This is a genomic window from Enterococcus sp. 2201sp1_2201st1_C11_2201SCRN_220225 (genome assembly GCF_040925905.1).
GTDB classification, from domain to species: Bacteria; Bacillota; Bacilli; order Lactobacillales; family Enterococcaceae; genus Enterococcus_C; species Enterococcus_C asini_A.
In genome coordinates, this window is sequence record NZ_JBCOJC010000018.1 from 1 (window position 1) to 16,162 (window position 16,162).

Sequence of the window (16,162 nt, forward strand, 5' to 3'; positions counted from 1 at the left end):
CCATTGGATGCGGAAGCTGCCATTCAAGCTGGTGCGGACGGCATTTGGGTTTCCAATCACGGTGGCCGTCAATTAGATGGGGGGCCTGCTTCCTTTGATGTTTTGCCTGGCATTGCTAAAGTTGTTGCCAAACGGGTACCGGTTATTTTTGATTCTGGCATTCGTCGGGGAGAACACGTCTTTAAAGCATTAGCCAGTGGTGCCGATTTAGTAGCCATCGGTCGTCCGGTGATTTACGGATTAAACCTTGGGGGTGCCGAAGGGGTTAAAGCCGTCTTTGATCATTTAAACAAAGAATTAGCCATCACCATGCAACTAGCAGGTACCCCAACCATCGAGGCAATTAAAAACACCCCATTGGTTCAATTTTAAGTTTTATAACAGGTTTAAGAACAAGTTAGGCAGCACACCTGACTTGTTCTTTTTTTGTCCAATCACTAGGGTTTCTTAAGACTTGAGAAAAGGTATTTTCCTCAATTTTGTTCCTATGGTATGATAAGTTGAACTTTGGCGCAGTTTTTGCCAAACGCATCTTGTAATTGGAGGCTCACAATCCATGAGTTTACGTAGTCAGCTAGCCATTGCCGCCGGAAAAAGCGCCCAATGGATTTTAAAAACTTTTTTCAAAGGCGGATCGAGTTATCCCGGCAAACTTGCCTTAAAAATTGATCCCCATGTTTTAGATCATTTCTCTGATCTTTATGAAGTAGTGGTGGTCACCGGCACCAACGGCAAAACCTTAACCACTGCTTTAACGGTGAATATTTTAAAACAGCAATACGATGAAGTCTTAACCAATCCTACGGGAGCCAATATGGTTCAAGGGATTGTTTCCACTTTCTTAGGTGCCAAACCGAAGAAAAATCAAAAAAACTTCGCCGTCTTAGAAATCGACGAAGCCAGTCTTTCCAAAGTGACAGAATACATCAAGCCGGAACTTTTGGTCTTTACCAATATTTTCCGGGATCAAATGGATCGGTATGGGGAAATCTATACCACCTATCGTCTGATCGTAGAAGGTGCGGCCAAAGCGCCCGAAGCCTTGATTTTAGCCAATGGTGATTCCCCGATTTTTAACTCATTGGAAACGGTGAACCCACGGAAATACTATGGCTTTGATCATTTACCGGATCAAGAACAACTGGCTCATTACAATACTGACGGAGTCTTGTGTCCGAAATGTCATCACGTTTTACATTATCAAATGATTACGTACGCCAACTTGGGCAAGTATTACTGCCCCAACTGTGGTTTCCATCGTCCTGAGTTAGATTATAAATTGACAGAAGTCACTCACATGGATAACACTTCTGCAAACTTTGTCATTGACGGGGAAAACTACGGCATCGAAGTGGGTGGCATGTACAACGTCTACAACGCCTTAGCTGCAGCTAGCGTGGCGGAATACTACCAGGTGACGCCAGAAAAAATCCGGGCTGGACTAGCTTACGACGAAAAAGTCTTCGGTCGCCAAGAAGTGATTAATATCGAAGGCAAGCAATGTACTTTAGTTTTAGTAAAAAATCCGGTGGGCTTGAACCAAGTGATCGATATGATTGGTCTCTCCCCCTATCCTTTTTCTTTAGTGGCTTTGCTAAATGCGAATTATGCAGATGGCATTGACGTCAGCTGGATTTGGGACGGAAATCATGAAGCCTTCGCCGAAATGGATTTGCCAGCTGTCATTGCCGGTGGTGAACGTCACGAAGATATGGCTTTACGTTTGAAAGTAGCCGGGATTGCACCAGATAAATTAACGGAAATAAAAGATTTGGATCATGTAATTTCAGCGATTCTTAAATTGCCTACGGAACATGTCTATATTCTGGCGACCTACACCGCGGTCTTGCAACTGCGAAAGAAATTAGCGGAAAAAGGCTATATTAAAGGAGGAATGGATCGTGGCTAAGTATCAACTAAACATGGCCCATTTGTATGGCAATTTATTAAACACTTATGGAGATAATGGCAATCTTTTGATGCTAAAGTATCTCGCAACTAAGATGAACATCGACCTTGCCAGTGAAGTGGTCAGTATCCATGAACCGTTTAACCCTGACAAATATGACTTAACTTTCTTTGGTGGCGGACAAGATTTTGAACAATTGATTGTCTCAGAAGATATTCAAGACAAAAAAGAAGACCTCACCCGCTATATTGAAGAAGGCAAAGTCATGTTAGCGATCTGTGGTGGTTATCAACTATTGGGTCACTATTACATGGGGGCTCATGGTGAAAAAATTCAAGGAATTGGCGCTTTGGATCACTATACACTAAGCCAAGACAACAACCGCTATATTGGTGACATCGTCATTCACAATCCTGAATTTAACGAAACCTACTACGGCTTTGAAAACCATAACGGTCGTACATTCTTAGGTAAAGGCGAACAACCTTTAGGCACAGTCAAAGAAGGTCACGGTAACAACAACGAAGACCAATCAGAAGGCGCGATTTACAAAAATGTCTTCTGTTCTTACTTCCATGGTCCGATTCTCGCCCGCAATCCAATTTTAGGCTACCGTTTGTTAAAAACTGCCTTGGAAAATCGCTACGGCAAGGACTTGGACATCCCTGCTTTTGAGGTGATTCAAGAACAAATCAGCGCTTAAGCTATTCAAAAAGGAAGTGTGACAAAAGTAATAATTACGGTATAAATCGCAAATATTGCATAGTGTTTATCGATGAAATGTACGCTTGGAAATAATCGTGATAAAAGTCTCAGTTTAGACCGTAGAACCAACGTTACCATATGTGTAAAAAGAAAAAGTGAATTAGGCGCTCTTAGCTTGATGTAATCAAGGTTAGAGCGCCTTTGAAATTTTTAACAATGAAAAGAATCTTATCTTCCAAAATTTTTAGTGGAAGATAAGATTCTTTTGCTTGTGTCTTACGTATAGTAATGTTCGGTTCGCAGGACTGGACTGAGACTTCTGTCACAGCCCCTTTTCTACTCTTTAAATCTTATTACAGCACTCACGCCATAGTGATCACTAATCTGGGGGGCTTTTTTGCCATCAAAAGTCACTTCATACGAAAGAACTTCAAAATTGGCATCCGCAAAGACATAGTCCACCCGCTTGGCTTCTTTGTCCCCTTCCCAGCCAGCAATTTCTCCCGGCACAGTAAATTCACCATAGCGCTCTTTTGCCGCTGTAAAAGCATCTTGTAAATCAGAACTAGCTAAAATCAACTGATACCCCGGTCCTTGTGCTGGTTCGTTAAAATCTCCAGCCACAATTAACGCGTGCTCCGTCCCTACATCAACTAACGTTTTTTGCCACTCACTGGCAAAATGTTCCTGCCACCAATCAAAATGACCAGAAACCACTTGAATCAACTGGCCGTCTCCTGCGGTTAACCCCACTAAAATCCGCCGTCCATGATCTGCTTTGTAGTCTTCGGTTTCCGTTACCACATAGTCCTTGGCAATCATCGGTTCCTTACTTAATAAAGCCACGCCTTCTTCAAAGGGTTCATAGCCATAATGACAAAAACTCCAGCTCCAATAATATTCTTTGTCTTTCACTTGCAACGCTTCTACTAATTTTAAAGCAAAATTATCAGCTTTAATCGCAGCATCAGTCAAAGTGGGGCAGTAAAAGCCATCCAGATAAGCTTCTGTAGCGTCTTTTGATTGGTTCACTTCTTGTAAAGCAATCACATCATAATCCTCTTTGGCAATTTCTGTTGCCAAAATTGGCAGTTGTTCCTTGTTGTCATCCACCCAACTACGGGTATTTAAGGTCAATATCTTCATATATGGTCCTTCTTTCTTCCTAACTCACAGCTTTCTTACTCATTCTAGCAAAAATCTCAAGTTATTGCTTACTGAAGAAAAGGCAATTGCTTTTGTAATTACCTGAACTAAAATCTTTCTTTTGATGGAAAGGGTTATTGTCCACAAAGGATAACCTTTTTCTTGACCATGCAACCGATTGCATTTATTATAAAAGTATCCAACAATTGTTACGTAGTTTTGTAGATAAAGGAGCGAAAGTGATGAGCATCACTGTTAAAGAAGTTGCTAAAAAAGCGGGAGTGGCCACTTCCACCGTTTCCCGGGTGATTAATGACCATCCCAGTATCTCCGAGGAAACCAAGAAAAAAGTTCGCAAAGTCATGGAAGAACTTGGTTATGTTCCGAATATGGCCGCCCGCAACTTAGGCAAACAAATTGCCAGTGCCATTGGTGTGATTTTACCCCCATTGGATTCCAAAGAGCGCTTAGGAAATCCCTTTTATTTAGAAACCATTGAATCAGTCAATGAAGAAGCCAGTCTCGCCCAAATGTCTGTGGCAGTGGCCTCGGCTCCCGACTTTGACACATTACTAGAAAACGTCAAACGGATGCACTTGCAAAAACAAGTGGACGGGTTTATATTGACCTATTCTGTCAATCATGATCCGGTAATCGAATATTTGCATCAAAATCAGATTCCATTTACGTTAATCGGCCAGCCCTACCAATACGAAGAAAACATTGTCTACGTGGACAACGACAACCAGCTCTTAGGCAAACAAGCTACTCAGTTCCTAATTGATCGAGGTCATGAGCGGATTCTCTTTGCCACTAATACTACCCGAGAAAACCTTTACTTTGAACGTTTTTTTGGCTATCAAAAGGCGTTAATGATGGCCAACTTCCCTACTTGGTCGGCGGTAACCTTTGAAAAACCAGAAGACTACTTGGACTTTGAGGAAACCTTAAAAACAATTAAGCCTACCGCATTAGTGGTGATTGACGACTTATTTGCCGTACGCATTATGCAGTTGGCGAATATGTACGGCTACAAGGTACCAGAAAATCTTTCTGTTATCAGCTTTAACAATTCGATTTTCTCCACTTTGACCCATCCTTATATTACCAGTATCGATGTGGATGTGGCTTTATTAGGTAAACTGGCTACCCAAAAACTGCTAGATCAGCTTAATCGTCGCCTAAGTGAAGGCGTAAAAGTGATTGTTCCCCATCGCTTGATTTTACGAGAAACGGTAATTGAAACAGAATTGATGGATAAAACAGACTGAACAAATTCGTTTAACCAAATAGAAGTTAGACTTGGTTTATCATCTTAGTCGATAAAAAAATCCCCATAGCAGATATTGACTATCTGGCTATGGGAATTTTATTTTCTTAACCTATTTTGCTAAAACATCCTCCAGTTTATCAATTAAAGCTTCCACTTCAGCGGCTTTTTGACGATCCACCCCTTGTAATTCCTCGGCTTCACTGCGCAATTCTGCAAGATCTTCTTTGAGTTCATTAATGGTTTCAGCCTGTTCTTCTTGTTGCTCTGCTGCTAATTCTCGGCTTTCTTCTGCTTCTTCAGCGGCTTGCTCGTACGCTTCTTCTTGGGAATCCATCCTATCCATGTGCATCCCCATCTCAAAATTATCTCCAGAAACAGTAAACGTGCGGTACCAAGCGTGATGATCACTAGTGTAGGCTTGCCAAGAAAAACCAGACATAGCAAAGCCTACTAAAATTAATACTCCACCAATGGCCACAAAGCCCAATGCGAGTTTGACGATGAAACGTTGATTGATTTTCATAGGTGAACCCTCCTTCTGCCATGAAAGAGCCGACTAGTGACATTGCGACTAATTTTGACAAAGACTGAACTAATTTTAATAGTGGCTATTATAGACAATATCCCCAAACCAAAAAACAGCACACCAATCCCTAATTGGGTGATTGCTACAAACAAGCCGTCACGAAGAGCAAAACTGCTAAACACCACACTTACTAAGCCAGCAAACGTTGCCGCTAAGCCAAAGACCCCCGTACAAAACGGCAAACACCAAATCACAAGATACATACTTAAAATGACTAAAACAGCAGCCAGTAACAAGCTTCCCCATAACGGAAAACCTAAAACGGCAATCAACACAAACAGCCAGTTAAAGCGTTTGGGCACTTCTACTTCAAAATCCGAAACTTCTCCTGCGGCTTCTTGGGCTAAATCTTCTGGATTGCCTAATTTTGCCACAGCTTCTGTTTCACTTAAGCCATCTTCCATTAAATCCAAAATCATTTCATCATAGTATTCCACCAGTTGATGAACTTCTCGGGGGCGTACCCGATAGCTTAAAGCTTGGCTCAGCTCATTGATAAACGTAATTCTATCCATTCTCCACACTCCCTTTAATATACTGGTGGATTTTCTCCACTTCTTGCCAGCTGACTAAAAACTCCAAAATACTCTCATGACCTGTGGCGGTAATTTGATAATACTTACGCAAGCGGCCGTTGTGTTCCTTGGAATAAGTTTTGACTTTCGCCTGTTGTTCCAAGCGCTTTAAGATGGGATACAATGTGGACTCCGTAATGGGCATCAGCTTACTGATAGCCTTCACGATTTCATAACCATAGGAATCCCCCTCAGCCAAATTGGCTAAAACACAGTATTCGACTAAACCGCGTTTTAACTGACTGTCCATTCTCAACACCACCTTACACATAATACTATACGTTGCATAGTATTAACCGTCAAGCTTACTCAGTAAAAATCAGTCTCAAGTCCGAGATTGCTCAGTTAATTGATGTATAAAAAGGGCGGAACGAGTTTGTGAAGCCAAACATAATCTACAAAAAAACCGTTTAGGAAAATTACCTAAACGGCTGTGACTTTCACTATTTTCATTAACAAGTGGACTCTCGGACTTCTAAAATTGGTAAAAAGCGTCGAATGCCTTGAGAAGCCCCTTCTTCATTGATTTTCTTAACCAAAAGCTCCCCACAAGTTTCTCCCATTTTCACAATGGGTTGTTTGCACGTAGTTAATTTAGGCGAACTAACTTGATCCAAAAAGACCCCATCAAAACCGATTACACCAAAGTCTTGGGGCACTTTGCCTCCTTGTATCAAAATGCCCCGCTCAATCCCTAACGCCAAGCGGTCTGAACTACAAATAAAACAAGTCTCTGTACCTAATTTCCCCCAGTGTTCAATAATAAAATTTTCCGCCGCTCTAGAGCTATTTTCAAAGCGATGAATCTCTGGGGTTAAGCCTAAATCTTTCATCACTTCTAAATAACCCGATTCTCGGGACAATTCAAAGGGTTCATCCACGTCAATGCCGATATAGATTAAACGCTGATAACCGCGGCTATAGGCATATTTAGTTGAAATACGGGTGCCGTGACGATTATCACTGTCTACAAAGTCAAAGCCCTGGGTATTTTCCCCAAAGAGAATCACCGGCTTATCCAAGGCTCGTATCCATTCAAAGTCCCCTTGACGAAAACCAGTGATGATATACCCATCACAATTGCCTTGATCTGTTAATTCACTGGTGACCAATTGCAGGGAATACTGGGTCTTTCCCACAGCAGAAGCAATCCCCATTAATAAATACATAAAATAAGGTTCGGTTGTATCGATTTCTTCTAAAATATAGACCTTAATCACTTGAGAACGATTGCTGACTAAAGCTTTAGCCGCTACATTAGGTTGATAATCCAGTTCTTTCATGGCTTGATGAACCAAGGCTTTCAGTTCTTCTGTGACTTGTTCCGGATGATTTAATACCCGGGAGACCGTCATTTTTGAGACATTGGCCCGTTTGGCAACATCTGATAAGGTCGTCATAAAAATCTCTCCCAAAAGTCGCTTTATTTATTTAAATTATAACATGGAATAAAAAACTTGCTAGCCTCTTTTCAATAAGAAATCCCTGATTACAGCCCAGAGGACTAACAATCAGGGAAAGAATTAGACTAAAGTTTTTCCATTACGGATTACAACATCAACGTCACTGTATCCTGTAAGTCGATTTCTTGATCAAAGACAGTGAGTGCTAGTGGTGCTCCAGATTCTAAGGTTAAGGTCATGGTATCAGAAGTCACTCGCACATCTAATAGACGTTCACGATAGTTTACTCTAAAGCGATAGCCACTCCAGTCAGCCGGACAAAATGGCGCAAAGGAAAGCCCTGCTGATGTACGCATCCCCGCAAAGCCTCGAACAATCGCAAGCCAGCTTCCGGACATGGACGTGATGTGTAAACCGTCTTCGGTATCGTTATTGTAGTTGTCCAAATCAAGGCGAGCTGTGCGTTTGTACATTTCCACCGCTTTTTCTTCCCGGCCTAGTTCAGCAGCGATAATCGCATGGACACAAGGGGACAAGGAAGACTCGTGAACGGTCATCGGTTCATAGAAATCAAAATTCCGCTCTTTTTCTCCTTGATTGAAGTTTTCTGGGAAAAAGTACATGGCCTGTAGAACATCGGCTTGTTTAATAAAGCAAGAACGCAAAATTTTATCCCAAGACCAGTGTTGATTTAAAGGCCGTTCACTAGGATCTAATTCAGAAACTGGCATTAAATCCTTATCCAAGAAAGTATCGTGTTGGACAAAAATCCCGCGTTTATCATCTTCTGGTAAATACATGTTATCAGCAATTTCTTGCCACTGACTTAACTCTTCCGGTGTCACTTTTAGCTGATTGTCTTTGGCTAGTTTCACACTCTCAGAAGCGTAGCGCAAAATCCAACGAGCCATATAGTTGGTATACCAGTTATTGTTCACATTATTTTCGTATTCATTCGGACCGGTAACCCCGTGAATCATATAGCATGCTTTGATTTTAGAATAATGAACACGATCTGCCCAAAAACGAGCTACTTCAACAATTACCGGCAATCCTTCTCCTAGACGATAGCTTTCGTCTCCGGTATAAGTGGTGTAGTTGTGAATCGCATGGATAATTGCCCCATTTCGATGAAGCTCTTCAAAGGTAATTTCCCATTCATTGTGACATTCCACCCCGGTAAACGTCACCATCGGATACAGTGCCCCTTTTAGACCTTGTCTTTGGGCATTAATATGGGCCCCTGACAATTGATTCAAGCGGTACTCCAATAATTTTTTGGTAACACTTGGTTGAGCTACAGAGAGGTACATGGGAATGATATAGGCTTCCGTATCCCAGTAAGTCGCCCCACCGTATTTTTCACCGGTGAAGCCTTTAGGTCCCACATTTAAGCGACTGTCTTCCCCGTAATAAGTAGCGAAGAGTTGGAAAAGGTTAAAGCGGATTCCTTGTTGGGCTTCTGCATCTCCGGAAATCTCCACATCTGCTTGCCGCCACCGTTCCTTCCAAGCAGCAATTTGCTCGGTTTTTAAGGCTTCGTAATCATGACCATATTCTTTATAAAGGGCAGCGATTGTTGCTACGTGTTCGCTTTGGGGCACATCACGGCTAGTCACGACCAAAACCGTTTTAATTAGCTCACAAGACTCTCCTGCTACTAATTGCCAAGTGAAACTTTCACTGACTTTTAAGGCTTCTTTGGTAAACTTGCCAGCTGCATTGTGTTTCATAGCAGCGGTGACGGTAAAGCGGTCAATGCCGAAGTTGTTGGGAATCGTACGCACAGTTAAATAATCAAACTCTGCTTCTTGCCCACCGGCGATTTCTTCCCAAAAATGTTCATCGTAGTTGCTGTCTTCATTAGTCACATCCCCGTCAAGTCGAGAAGTCATTTCAATCGTAGCCGTACCTGTCAGCACTTCTGCTGTGATTTTAATGGCTGCTAATTCTTGTTTCACAATGCTCAAAAAACGCTGGAATGAAAAACGAACTTTGGCACCAGCCACAGTTACCGTATAGTTCCGTTGCAAAATTCCCGTTGCCATATCCAATTCCAAGTAGAAATCTTCGTAAGGAATTTTAGCCAAGTCGATTTCCGTTTCATTGACTTTCAGCGCCACTCCAGCAAAATTAATGCCATTAATCACTTTGCCAAAATAATCAGGGTAGCCATTTTTCCACCAGCCAACCCGTGTTTTATCCGGATACCAGACACCAGCAAAATAGGTCCCCAAATGATGATCCCCGGAATAACTTTCTTCAAAATTCCCCCGCATACCCATAAACCCATTACCAATGGCAGTTAGGGATTCTTGCAGCCGTTTTTCAGTAGGCTCTAGTTTATGAGTGATTAATTTCCATGGATCAACTTCAAATAATCGCTTCATTTGAATTAAACTCCTTTGTCTGAATTATTTCACCGAACCTTCTGCTACCCCTTTGATGATTTGCTTTTGCATGAAGAAGTAGAAGATGATAACCGGTAAGATGGCGATAACCAGGCCTGCTAGCGCTAGATGCCATTGTTTTGTGTATTGACCAAAGAAGAAAAACATCTTCAATGGAATGGTTTGAGTTTCTGGAGAGTTGATGACTAAAGAAGGCAAGAGGTAGTCATTCCAAATCCACATGGTATTTAACAAAGCCACGGTAACCGTTGTCGGCTTCAACATCGGGAAAATCACTTTCCAGAACACTTGAAAACGATTGGCCCCGTCAATGATTGCCGCTTCATCCAAAGCTTTTGGAATAGCTTTTAACGCTCCGTGGTACAAGAAGATCGACATACTCGCTCCAAAACCAAGATACATAAAGATGATTCCCACTTGGTTTAACATTTCAATATTCCCAAAGATGGAAATCAACGGAATCATAACCGACTGGAAAGGCACTAACATCGCTGCCACAAAAGCCATAAAGAGCACTGAACTCAACTTAGATTTAATCCGCTCTAAAGCATAAGCAGCCATGGCAGAAAAAATTACGATGATTACTACACTGACGACGGTAATCAGTAAAGAATTGGCTAGCGTCTTCAGGAAGTCCAATTGTTCAAAGGCTTCAGGATAGTTGCTCCAAGTAAAATCCTTTGGTAATTTCAAAGGAGAAGTAAAAATTTCTTGTTTTGATTTAAAAGAGTTGCTGAGCATTAAGTAAAAGGGCACTAGCCAGACTAAACCTAGCAAAAAGCCTAAAAACGCCCGAAACAACTGGGAATATTTTTTCTTTTCCATTATGCTTCAACCTCTTTTCTCTTAGTCACATAAACTTGGGTCAAGGAAATAATCGCTACGAACAAGAAGAAGATGATGGCTTTTGATTGTGCGTAGCCCATTTTATTTTCCACAAAGGCAGTGTTGTAAATATTCATCGCCACCATTTGCGTGGAATTGTAAGGTCCCCCACCCGTTAAGGATAAGTTTTGATCGTAGAGTTTGAAACAGTTGGACAAGGTCATAAACAAACTAACGGTAAAACCAGGCATAATCAACGGGAATTTCACATTCCAAAACTTCTGCCAAGCAGTGGCGCCATCCAGATCAGCGGCTTCCAATAATGACTCATCCACACCTTGAATATAAGAGATGTAAATGACCATGATGTAGCCAGACATTTGCCAGCACATGACGATGACCAACGCCCAAAAACCCGTTTGAGTAGTGGACAGCCAAGTTTTCAGTCCATCCATTCCCACGGCTGTACCTACAGCGCTAAAGGCATTAATAAAGATAAACTGCCAAATAAAACCTAAAATCAAACCACCAATTAAATTCGGCATAAAGAAGATGGTTCGCAAAAGATTGGCACCTTTAAACTTGCTGGTAACTAATAAAGCCAGGCCTAAACCAATCACATTAATCAAAACAATGGCAACAACTGCAAATTTCACAGTAAACCAAATGGAACTCCAAAAGCCACTGTCAGAAAATAAAGTGGTGTAATTTTTAAAACCGACAATGGTTGCTTCACTAACCCCGTTCCAATCAGAAAAAGAATAATAAAAACCAAAGATAAAAGGTGCAACTACTACAGCAAAAAGTGCAATAACCACTGGTGCAGTGAAAAGATAAAACCATGTTTTCTTTTGATATTTCACAAGACTACCCCCTCATATGTAACAAAAAGCAGGGGGACCAAAGTCCTCGGCAGATGCCTTGCAGTTTTCCTGCTAGCCTCTGACGGCTGTCCTTTTGCCACCGCCTGCTTCATGCATACTTCATTCTACATTTTATTTCCGTGCGTCAGCCCAAGCATCTTTAGAAGTTTGGATAATTTCTTCCCAAGTTGCATCACCAGCTACGTAACGTTGGATTTCAGCTCCTAGAGTATTTTCACCCCAGCCTGCTGGGTAACCCATGAAGACCCAACCAGTTGCTTTGTCATCTGTGTAATAGCTGTATACTTCTTTAGACAATGGGTCAGAAATCTTGTCTGTATCAAAACCGCTGTAGGCAGGTACGAATTTGAATTCTTCTAAGATAAAGTCTTTTCCTTCATCCGTTGTGTACAAGTAATCCAAGAAGTCTTTGGCTGCTTCTTGTTTTTCTTCATCCACATTGGAGTTAACGCCCCAATACATTGGTACCCCAACTGGAATGGTTCCTTCTGATACCCCATCAATTGGAATTGGCAACAAGCCGATGTCATTTTCCGCAATGTCTTCGTTAATATCTGCAATCGAATTGTAAACCCAGTTTCCTTGTTGGGTCATGGCTACTTTCCCATTGGAGAAAAGTTGTTCAATTTGTTGGGAGTAGTCTAAGCTATTGGTTGGTTGAACAGAATATTCATTGCTAATGTCGATGTATTTCTTAAATTGATCGCCGTATTTGAATTCTACAGTTTTCGCATTATAAGCTTCCGTTACATCATTGTTGAATTCGGCATTTAAAAAGGCGTTGGAAGAATGTAATCCAGTAATCCATTTTTCTTTAGCTGCTAATGCAAATGGAGCATCGATGCCTAGCTCATCTTTCTTCTCATCTAATGTTTTTGCTGCCGCTTCTAAATCATCTAAGCTCTTGATTTCCGTAGCGTCAATGCCAGCTTTTTCAAAGATGGCTTTATTGTAAAGCACGCCATACCCTTCTACGTTATAAGGCAAGCCGAACATTCCTTTATCATTGGTCACACCAGCTAACGTACCGTCTAAAGCAGCTTTTGCGGCTTTTGTATCGCTGAGATCAGCTAATTTGTCTTGCCAAACTTCTACATCTTCTGGTCCACCTACATTGTAGATAGTTGGTTCGTTGCCAGAGGAGAATTTAGATTTCAAAGCTGCACCGTAATCAGATCCCCCACCCACGGTTTCAATATTGATTTTCACGTCTGGGTTAGCTTTTTCATATTGTTTTGCTAAAGCTTCAAACTGATCTTTGAATTCAACTTTAAACTGAAAGATATCAACAGTGACTTGGTCTTCTGATGCAGTGTCCTTGCTATCACCGGCGTTCCCACAGGCAGCCATAGTGGCGATCATTCCAACTGACAGTAGTGCAATTCCCATTTTCTTCAAATTCACGATTCTCATTTACATACCCTCCAATTGTTTATTTACAAGTCATATTATGCCGGAAAACGCTTCCTGGTGCAACCGATTTCTCAATGTTACCGGTAACAGAATTCCTCGAAGAACAAAGAATCAGTTCATTTAAGGACAAACAATCAAGATGAAATGCTTTTAACAACAGCTATTATCCCATGAAAATTGTAATTCAGATCAATCCTTAAAAAAGTTTCTTTACACCAAGCAAGTTTTTATTTTTAAGATTTCAAAAGTGAAAGACTGCGCAATCGATTGCAATCATTTCCAGAGCAAAAAAAAGAGGCCGTGGCCTCTTTTTTTGTTTATGCTTTTGTTCCGGGTTCCGAAGCAATGATGTCACAGTCCCCTTCAATTTTCCAAGTTGCAATCCCATTTGGAATTATGCAGCTGGTTCCTTTTGGCATATCATAGCTTTTTCCTTCAACAACTAATTTACCAAAACCATCGATTACCGTCATCAATGTATAAGGCGCGCCGGCTTTAATTGTTAAATTACCGCGAACTTGCCATTCATAAACATTGAAGAAATCCGTTTGCAAATAAGTCACAATAGAAGAAGCTCCTTGTTTCACTTCACTAATGGACAATTCAGGCGTCCGGGCAGGTGCTGTAGTTACATCAATGGATTGTTGGATATGGAGTTCTCGCAAATTGCCTTTAGCATCTTTCCGGTCGTAATCGTAGACCCGATAAGTGGTGTCAGAAGACTGTTGGGTTTCTAAAATCATGATTCCTTTACCAATGGCGTGAATTGTGCCACTTGGTACATAGAAGAAATCGCCTTTTTTTACTGGTACCCGGGTCAATAAATCATCCCAGCGGCCAGCTTCAATCATTTCAGCCAGTTCTTCTCGTGTTTTGGCATGGTGGCCGTAGATGATTTCGGCACCAGGTTCTGCATCAATAATATACCAACATTCCGTCTTTCCTAGTTCTCCTTCATGAGCTTGTCCATAGGCATCATCTGGGTGAACTTGCACGGATAATTCATCTTCTGCATCTAAAATTTTAATTAACAATGGAAAAACCGGACCTTCTTGATGGCCGAATAATTCTTGATGTTCTGCCCACAAAGTATCCAGTGTTTGACCTTTAAAAGGACCATTTTCAATGATACTAACACCATGAGGATGAGCCGAAATCGCCCAGTCTTCCCCAATTTTTTCAGAAGGTAAATCAAAACCAAAAACCGTGTGTAACTTATTGCCTCCCCAGATTTTTTCTTGAAAGACAGGTTTCATAAACAATGGTTCCATCAGTTAAACTCCTCTCAAATATCCCAAACAATCACTTAAGATGTCCGGTCTGATAAATATAGACAATTATACCATTTTCCTAGAGGTTTTTACCTCTAGTTTAGAAAATAATGCCCCGTTCTTTTTGATAGCAAGCAATTATCTGGTCCCGTTCTTGAAGGTAGGCTTCTCGATGGTCAACTGGATGTACTCGGTTACTCAAAAAAATAAAGGCTTCTTGGGCTGCTACGTCGATTAACAAAAAAGTTCCCGTATAGCCTGTATGAAACAAAGCTGGCTGGTTTTTAGCACCTAAGCGTAAATCCCAGCCCAGACTTCGGCCACCGTTTTTCAATGGCGTCTGATCTTGCAATAACGCCTCAATCGTAGACTCTTGCAAAAAAATCTTACCACCCCCATTACGCCCATGGTGCAAAAACATCCGACAAAAGCGAGCCAAATCACCTAAATCAGTAAATAAACCAGCATTGCCGGCATGTCTGCCTAGTACTCGGGCTTTAGGATCATGGGTCACCCCTTGTAATAAGTGGCCCTGCACCACTTCTGTAGGTACAATTTGTGGAATTTCTGTTTTCTCAGGTAAAAAACCACTATTTTTCATACCTAATGGCTCCAAGACTTCTTTTTTGAAAATCTCTACCACATCTTGCTGGAAGATTTCTTCCAACATAAAGCCCAATAAAATCGTCCCGGCATCAGTATATTTTACTTCTTGGCCTAGCTTGTTGCCAGCTGTCAAACCGTAATAAGCTTGTCGCAACTGATCTTCATTCAACTGGTCACGATTATTTATCCAGGTTTGAATATTGGCTGTGTGGGTTAGTAAATGACGCAATGTAATCCGGCTGTCTTGAAAGTTGGGCAAAAAATGTTTCACCGACTCTTCCCAGGTAATCACTTTTTGCTCCCAAAGCTTTAAGAGCATCGTAGTAGTACAGACCACCTTTGTTAATGAAGCCACATCAAAACGCTTGTCCAGCGTCATCTGCTCTTTTTGAGGTAATAAAGAAGCCAGACCTTCTCCGTAAAAACGTTCTTGATTTCCTTGTAAAAATCCATAATTAACTCCGGGATAGACTCCTTGTTGTCGTTTTTTCGTAATCAAATTGCGCGTGTTAGGATACATCTTTTCACCTCAAAAAAACTGTCAGCACAAATTTGCTGACAGCTACTTTTATTTTGTAAACCACCATTCGATACCGGTTGGGTCATAAACTGTGACGATGGCCTGTTTCTTATCCACAAAAAAATCTGCGGCATTTTGTTTTAACTCTTGAATTAAAGCCAAAATATCCTCTTGGCTAACTTTGAATTTCAAAAAGTCCAAGCCTAACACATCATCGGTTTTTTGTTCAATAGTACCACCGTTCTTTTCTGTCAGCCCCACGTGAAAACAGCCTTCATTCAGCACGCGAATCCCTGGAGTTTCATCAGCGATAGTAAAGCCTAATGAACGTAAAAAAGCATCTTCATCTCCAAGTTTTGCGGTATTCAAATGAACCTTATCGAAAAAGACCGCTTCTGAAAGCACTGGATAGGTTCCAGTGGCTTTTTGAGCTAGCTTTTCATAGACCAATGGTTCTGGATTTCCCTGAACTTGGGCTTGTTGACCATAATAAAGCTCGATTTGATTGCCTTCTGGGTCATTTAATAAAATCCCCATTACACCTTGATCCCACAAAGCCTCTACAACTGGATATTGCTGGTCATGAATTCGTTTGGCGATATCTGCTAACTCTGCTTCAGTAGGAATCACTAAAC

The 16,162-nt window shown here is 41.4% G+C and carries 16 protein-coding genes; 4 read left to right on the forward strand and 12 right to left on the reverse strand.

From position 1 onward, the window contains the following. The 3 genes from AB5754_RS06505 to AB5754_RS06515 form a co-directional block, all read left to right on the forward strand. The coding region (locus tag AB5754_RS06505; protein WP_368259517.1) for an alpha-hydroxy-acid oxidizing protein at positions 1-372 on the forward strand (372 nt) is incomplete at its 5' end. 184 nt (positions 373-556) lie between these two features. Continuing rightward, the gene (locus AB5754_RS06510) at positions 557-1,909 is read left to right on the forward strand and encodes a MurT ligase domain-containing protein (protein ID WP_368251169.1); all 1,353 of its coding nucleotides are present in this window, start codon (positions 557-559) and stop codon (positions 1,907-1,909) included. Continuing rightward, entirely contained in the window at positions 1,902-2,612 is a 711-nt protein-coding gene (locus AB5754_RS06515; RefSeq protein ID WP_368251170.1) for a type 1 glutamine amidotransferase, read from the forward strand. Before AB5754_RS06510 ends, AB5754_RS06515 begins: the two co-directional genes overlap by 8 nt. Positions 2,613-2,950: 338 nt before the next feature. On the opposite strand, the gene AB5754_RS06520 is transcribed toward AB5754_RS06515, so the two are convergent. Further along, positions 2,951-3,760: an endonuclease/exonuclease/phosphatase family protein gene (locus AB5754_RS06520; protein WP_368251171.1), complete on the reverse strand. Its 810-nt coding sequence runs from the start codon at positions 3,758-3,760 to the stop codon at positions 2,951-2,953. Positions 3,761-4,002: 242 nt separating this feature from the next. On the opposite strand from AB5754_RS06520, the gene AB5754_RS06525 reads away from it, so the two are divergent. After that, positions 4,003-5,031 (forward strand): LacI family DNA-binding transcriptional regulator, encoded by a 1,029-nt coding sequence (locus AB5754_RS06525; RefSeq protein ID WP_368251172.1) that lies wholly within the window; start codon positions 4,003-4,005, stop codon positions 5,029-5,031. A gap of 111 nt (positions 5,032-5,142) precedes the next feature. On the opposite strand, the gene AB5754_RS06530 is transcribed toward AB5754_RS06525, so the two are convergent. The 11 genes from AB5754_RS06530 to AB5754_RS06580 all read right to left on the reverse strand — a co-directional run. Next, positions 5,143-5,556, reverse strand: coding sequence for a hypothetical protein (locus AB5754_RS06530; protein WP_368251173.1), 414 nt, complete (start codon positions 5,554-5,556; stop codon positions 5,143-5,145). Beyond that, entirely contained in the window at positions 5,553-6,134 is a 582-nt protein-coding gene (locus AB5754_RS06535) for a DUF1700 domain-containing protein (RefSeq protein ID WP_368251174.1), read from the reverse strand. The genes AB5754_RS06530 and AB5754_RS06535 overlap by 4 nt, the downstream gene beginning before the upstream one ends. Then, positions 6,127-6,444 carry a PadR family transcriptional regulator gene (locus AB5754_RS06540; RefSeq protein WP_311832558.1) on the reverse strand — a complete coding sequence of 106 codons (318 nt, stop codon included), beginning with the start codon at positions 6,442-6,444 and terminating at the stop codon, positions 6,127-6,129. The genes AB5754_RS06535 and AB5754_RS06540 overlap by 8 nt, the downstream gene beginning before the upstream one ends. Before the next feature lie 202 nt (positions 6,445-6,646). Then, positions 6,647-7,594 carry a LacI family DNA-binding transcriptional regulator gene (locus tag AB5754_RS06545; RefSeq protein ID WP_368251175.1) on the reverse strand — a complete coding sequence of 316 codons (948 nt, stop codon included), beginning with the start codon at positions 7,592-7,594 and terminating at the stop codon, positions 6,647-6,649. Between the two features lie 149 nt (positions 7,595-7,743). Continuing rightward, positions 7,744-9,987, reverse strand: a complete 2,244-nt coding sequence (locus AB5754_RS06550) for a glycoside hydrolase family 65 protein (RefSeq protein WP_368251176.1) — start codon at positions 9,985-9,987, stop codon at positions 7,744-7,746. 24 nt (positions 9,988-10,011) lie between these two features. Further along, positions 10,012-10,833, reverse strand: coding sequence for a carbohydrate ABC transporter permease (locus tag AB5754_RS06555; RefSeq protein ID WP_311832555.1), 822 nt, complete (start codon positions 10,831-10,833; stop codon positions 10,012-10,014). Further along, positions 10,833-11,696 carry a sugar ABC transporter permease gene (locus tag AB5754_RS06560; RefSeq protein ID WP_311832554.1) on the reverse strand — a complete coding sequence of 288 codons (864 nt, stop codon included), beginning with the start codon at positions 11,694-11,696 and terminating at the stop codon, positions 10,833-10,835. The genes AB5754_RS06555 and AB5754_RS06560 overlap by 1 nt, the downstream gene beginning before the upstream one ends. 132 nt (positions 11,697-11,828) lie before the next feature. Continuing rightward, positions 11,829-13,130, reverse strand: a complete 1,302-nt coding sequence (locus AB5754_RS06565; RefSeq protein WP_368251177.1) for an ABC transporter substrate-binding protein — start codon at positions 13,128-13,130, stop codon at positions 11,829-11,831. A 317-nt stretch (positions 13,131-13,447) separates the two neighbouring features. Beyond that, a complete protein-coding gene (manA, locus tag AB5754_RS06570) occupies positions 13,448-14,404 on the reverse strand; it encodes a mannose-6-phosphate isomerase, class I (protein WP_368251188.1) in 957 nt (318 codons plus the stop codon). A 97-nt stretch (positions 14,405-14,501) separates the two neighbouring features. Further along, entirely contained in the window at positions 14,502-15,527 is a 1,026-nt protein-coding gene (locus AB5754_RS06575; RefSeq protein WP_368251178.1) for a serine hydrolase domain-containing protein, read from the reverse strand. A gap of 48 nt (positions 15,528-15,575) precedes the next feature. After that, positions 15,576-16,162 (reverse strand): CppA C-terminal domain-containing protein (locus AB5754_RS06580; protein ID WP_368259518.1); only part of this gene is annotated, 587 nt, incomplete at its 5' end.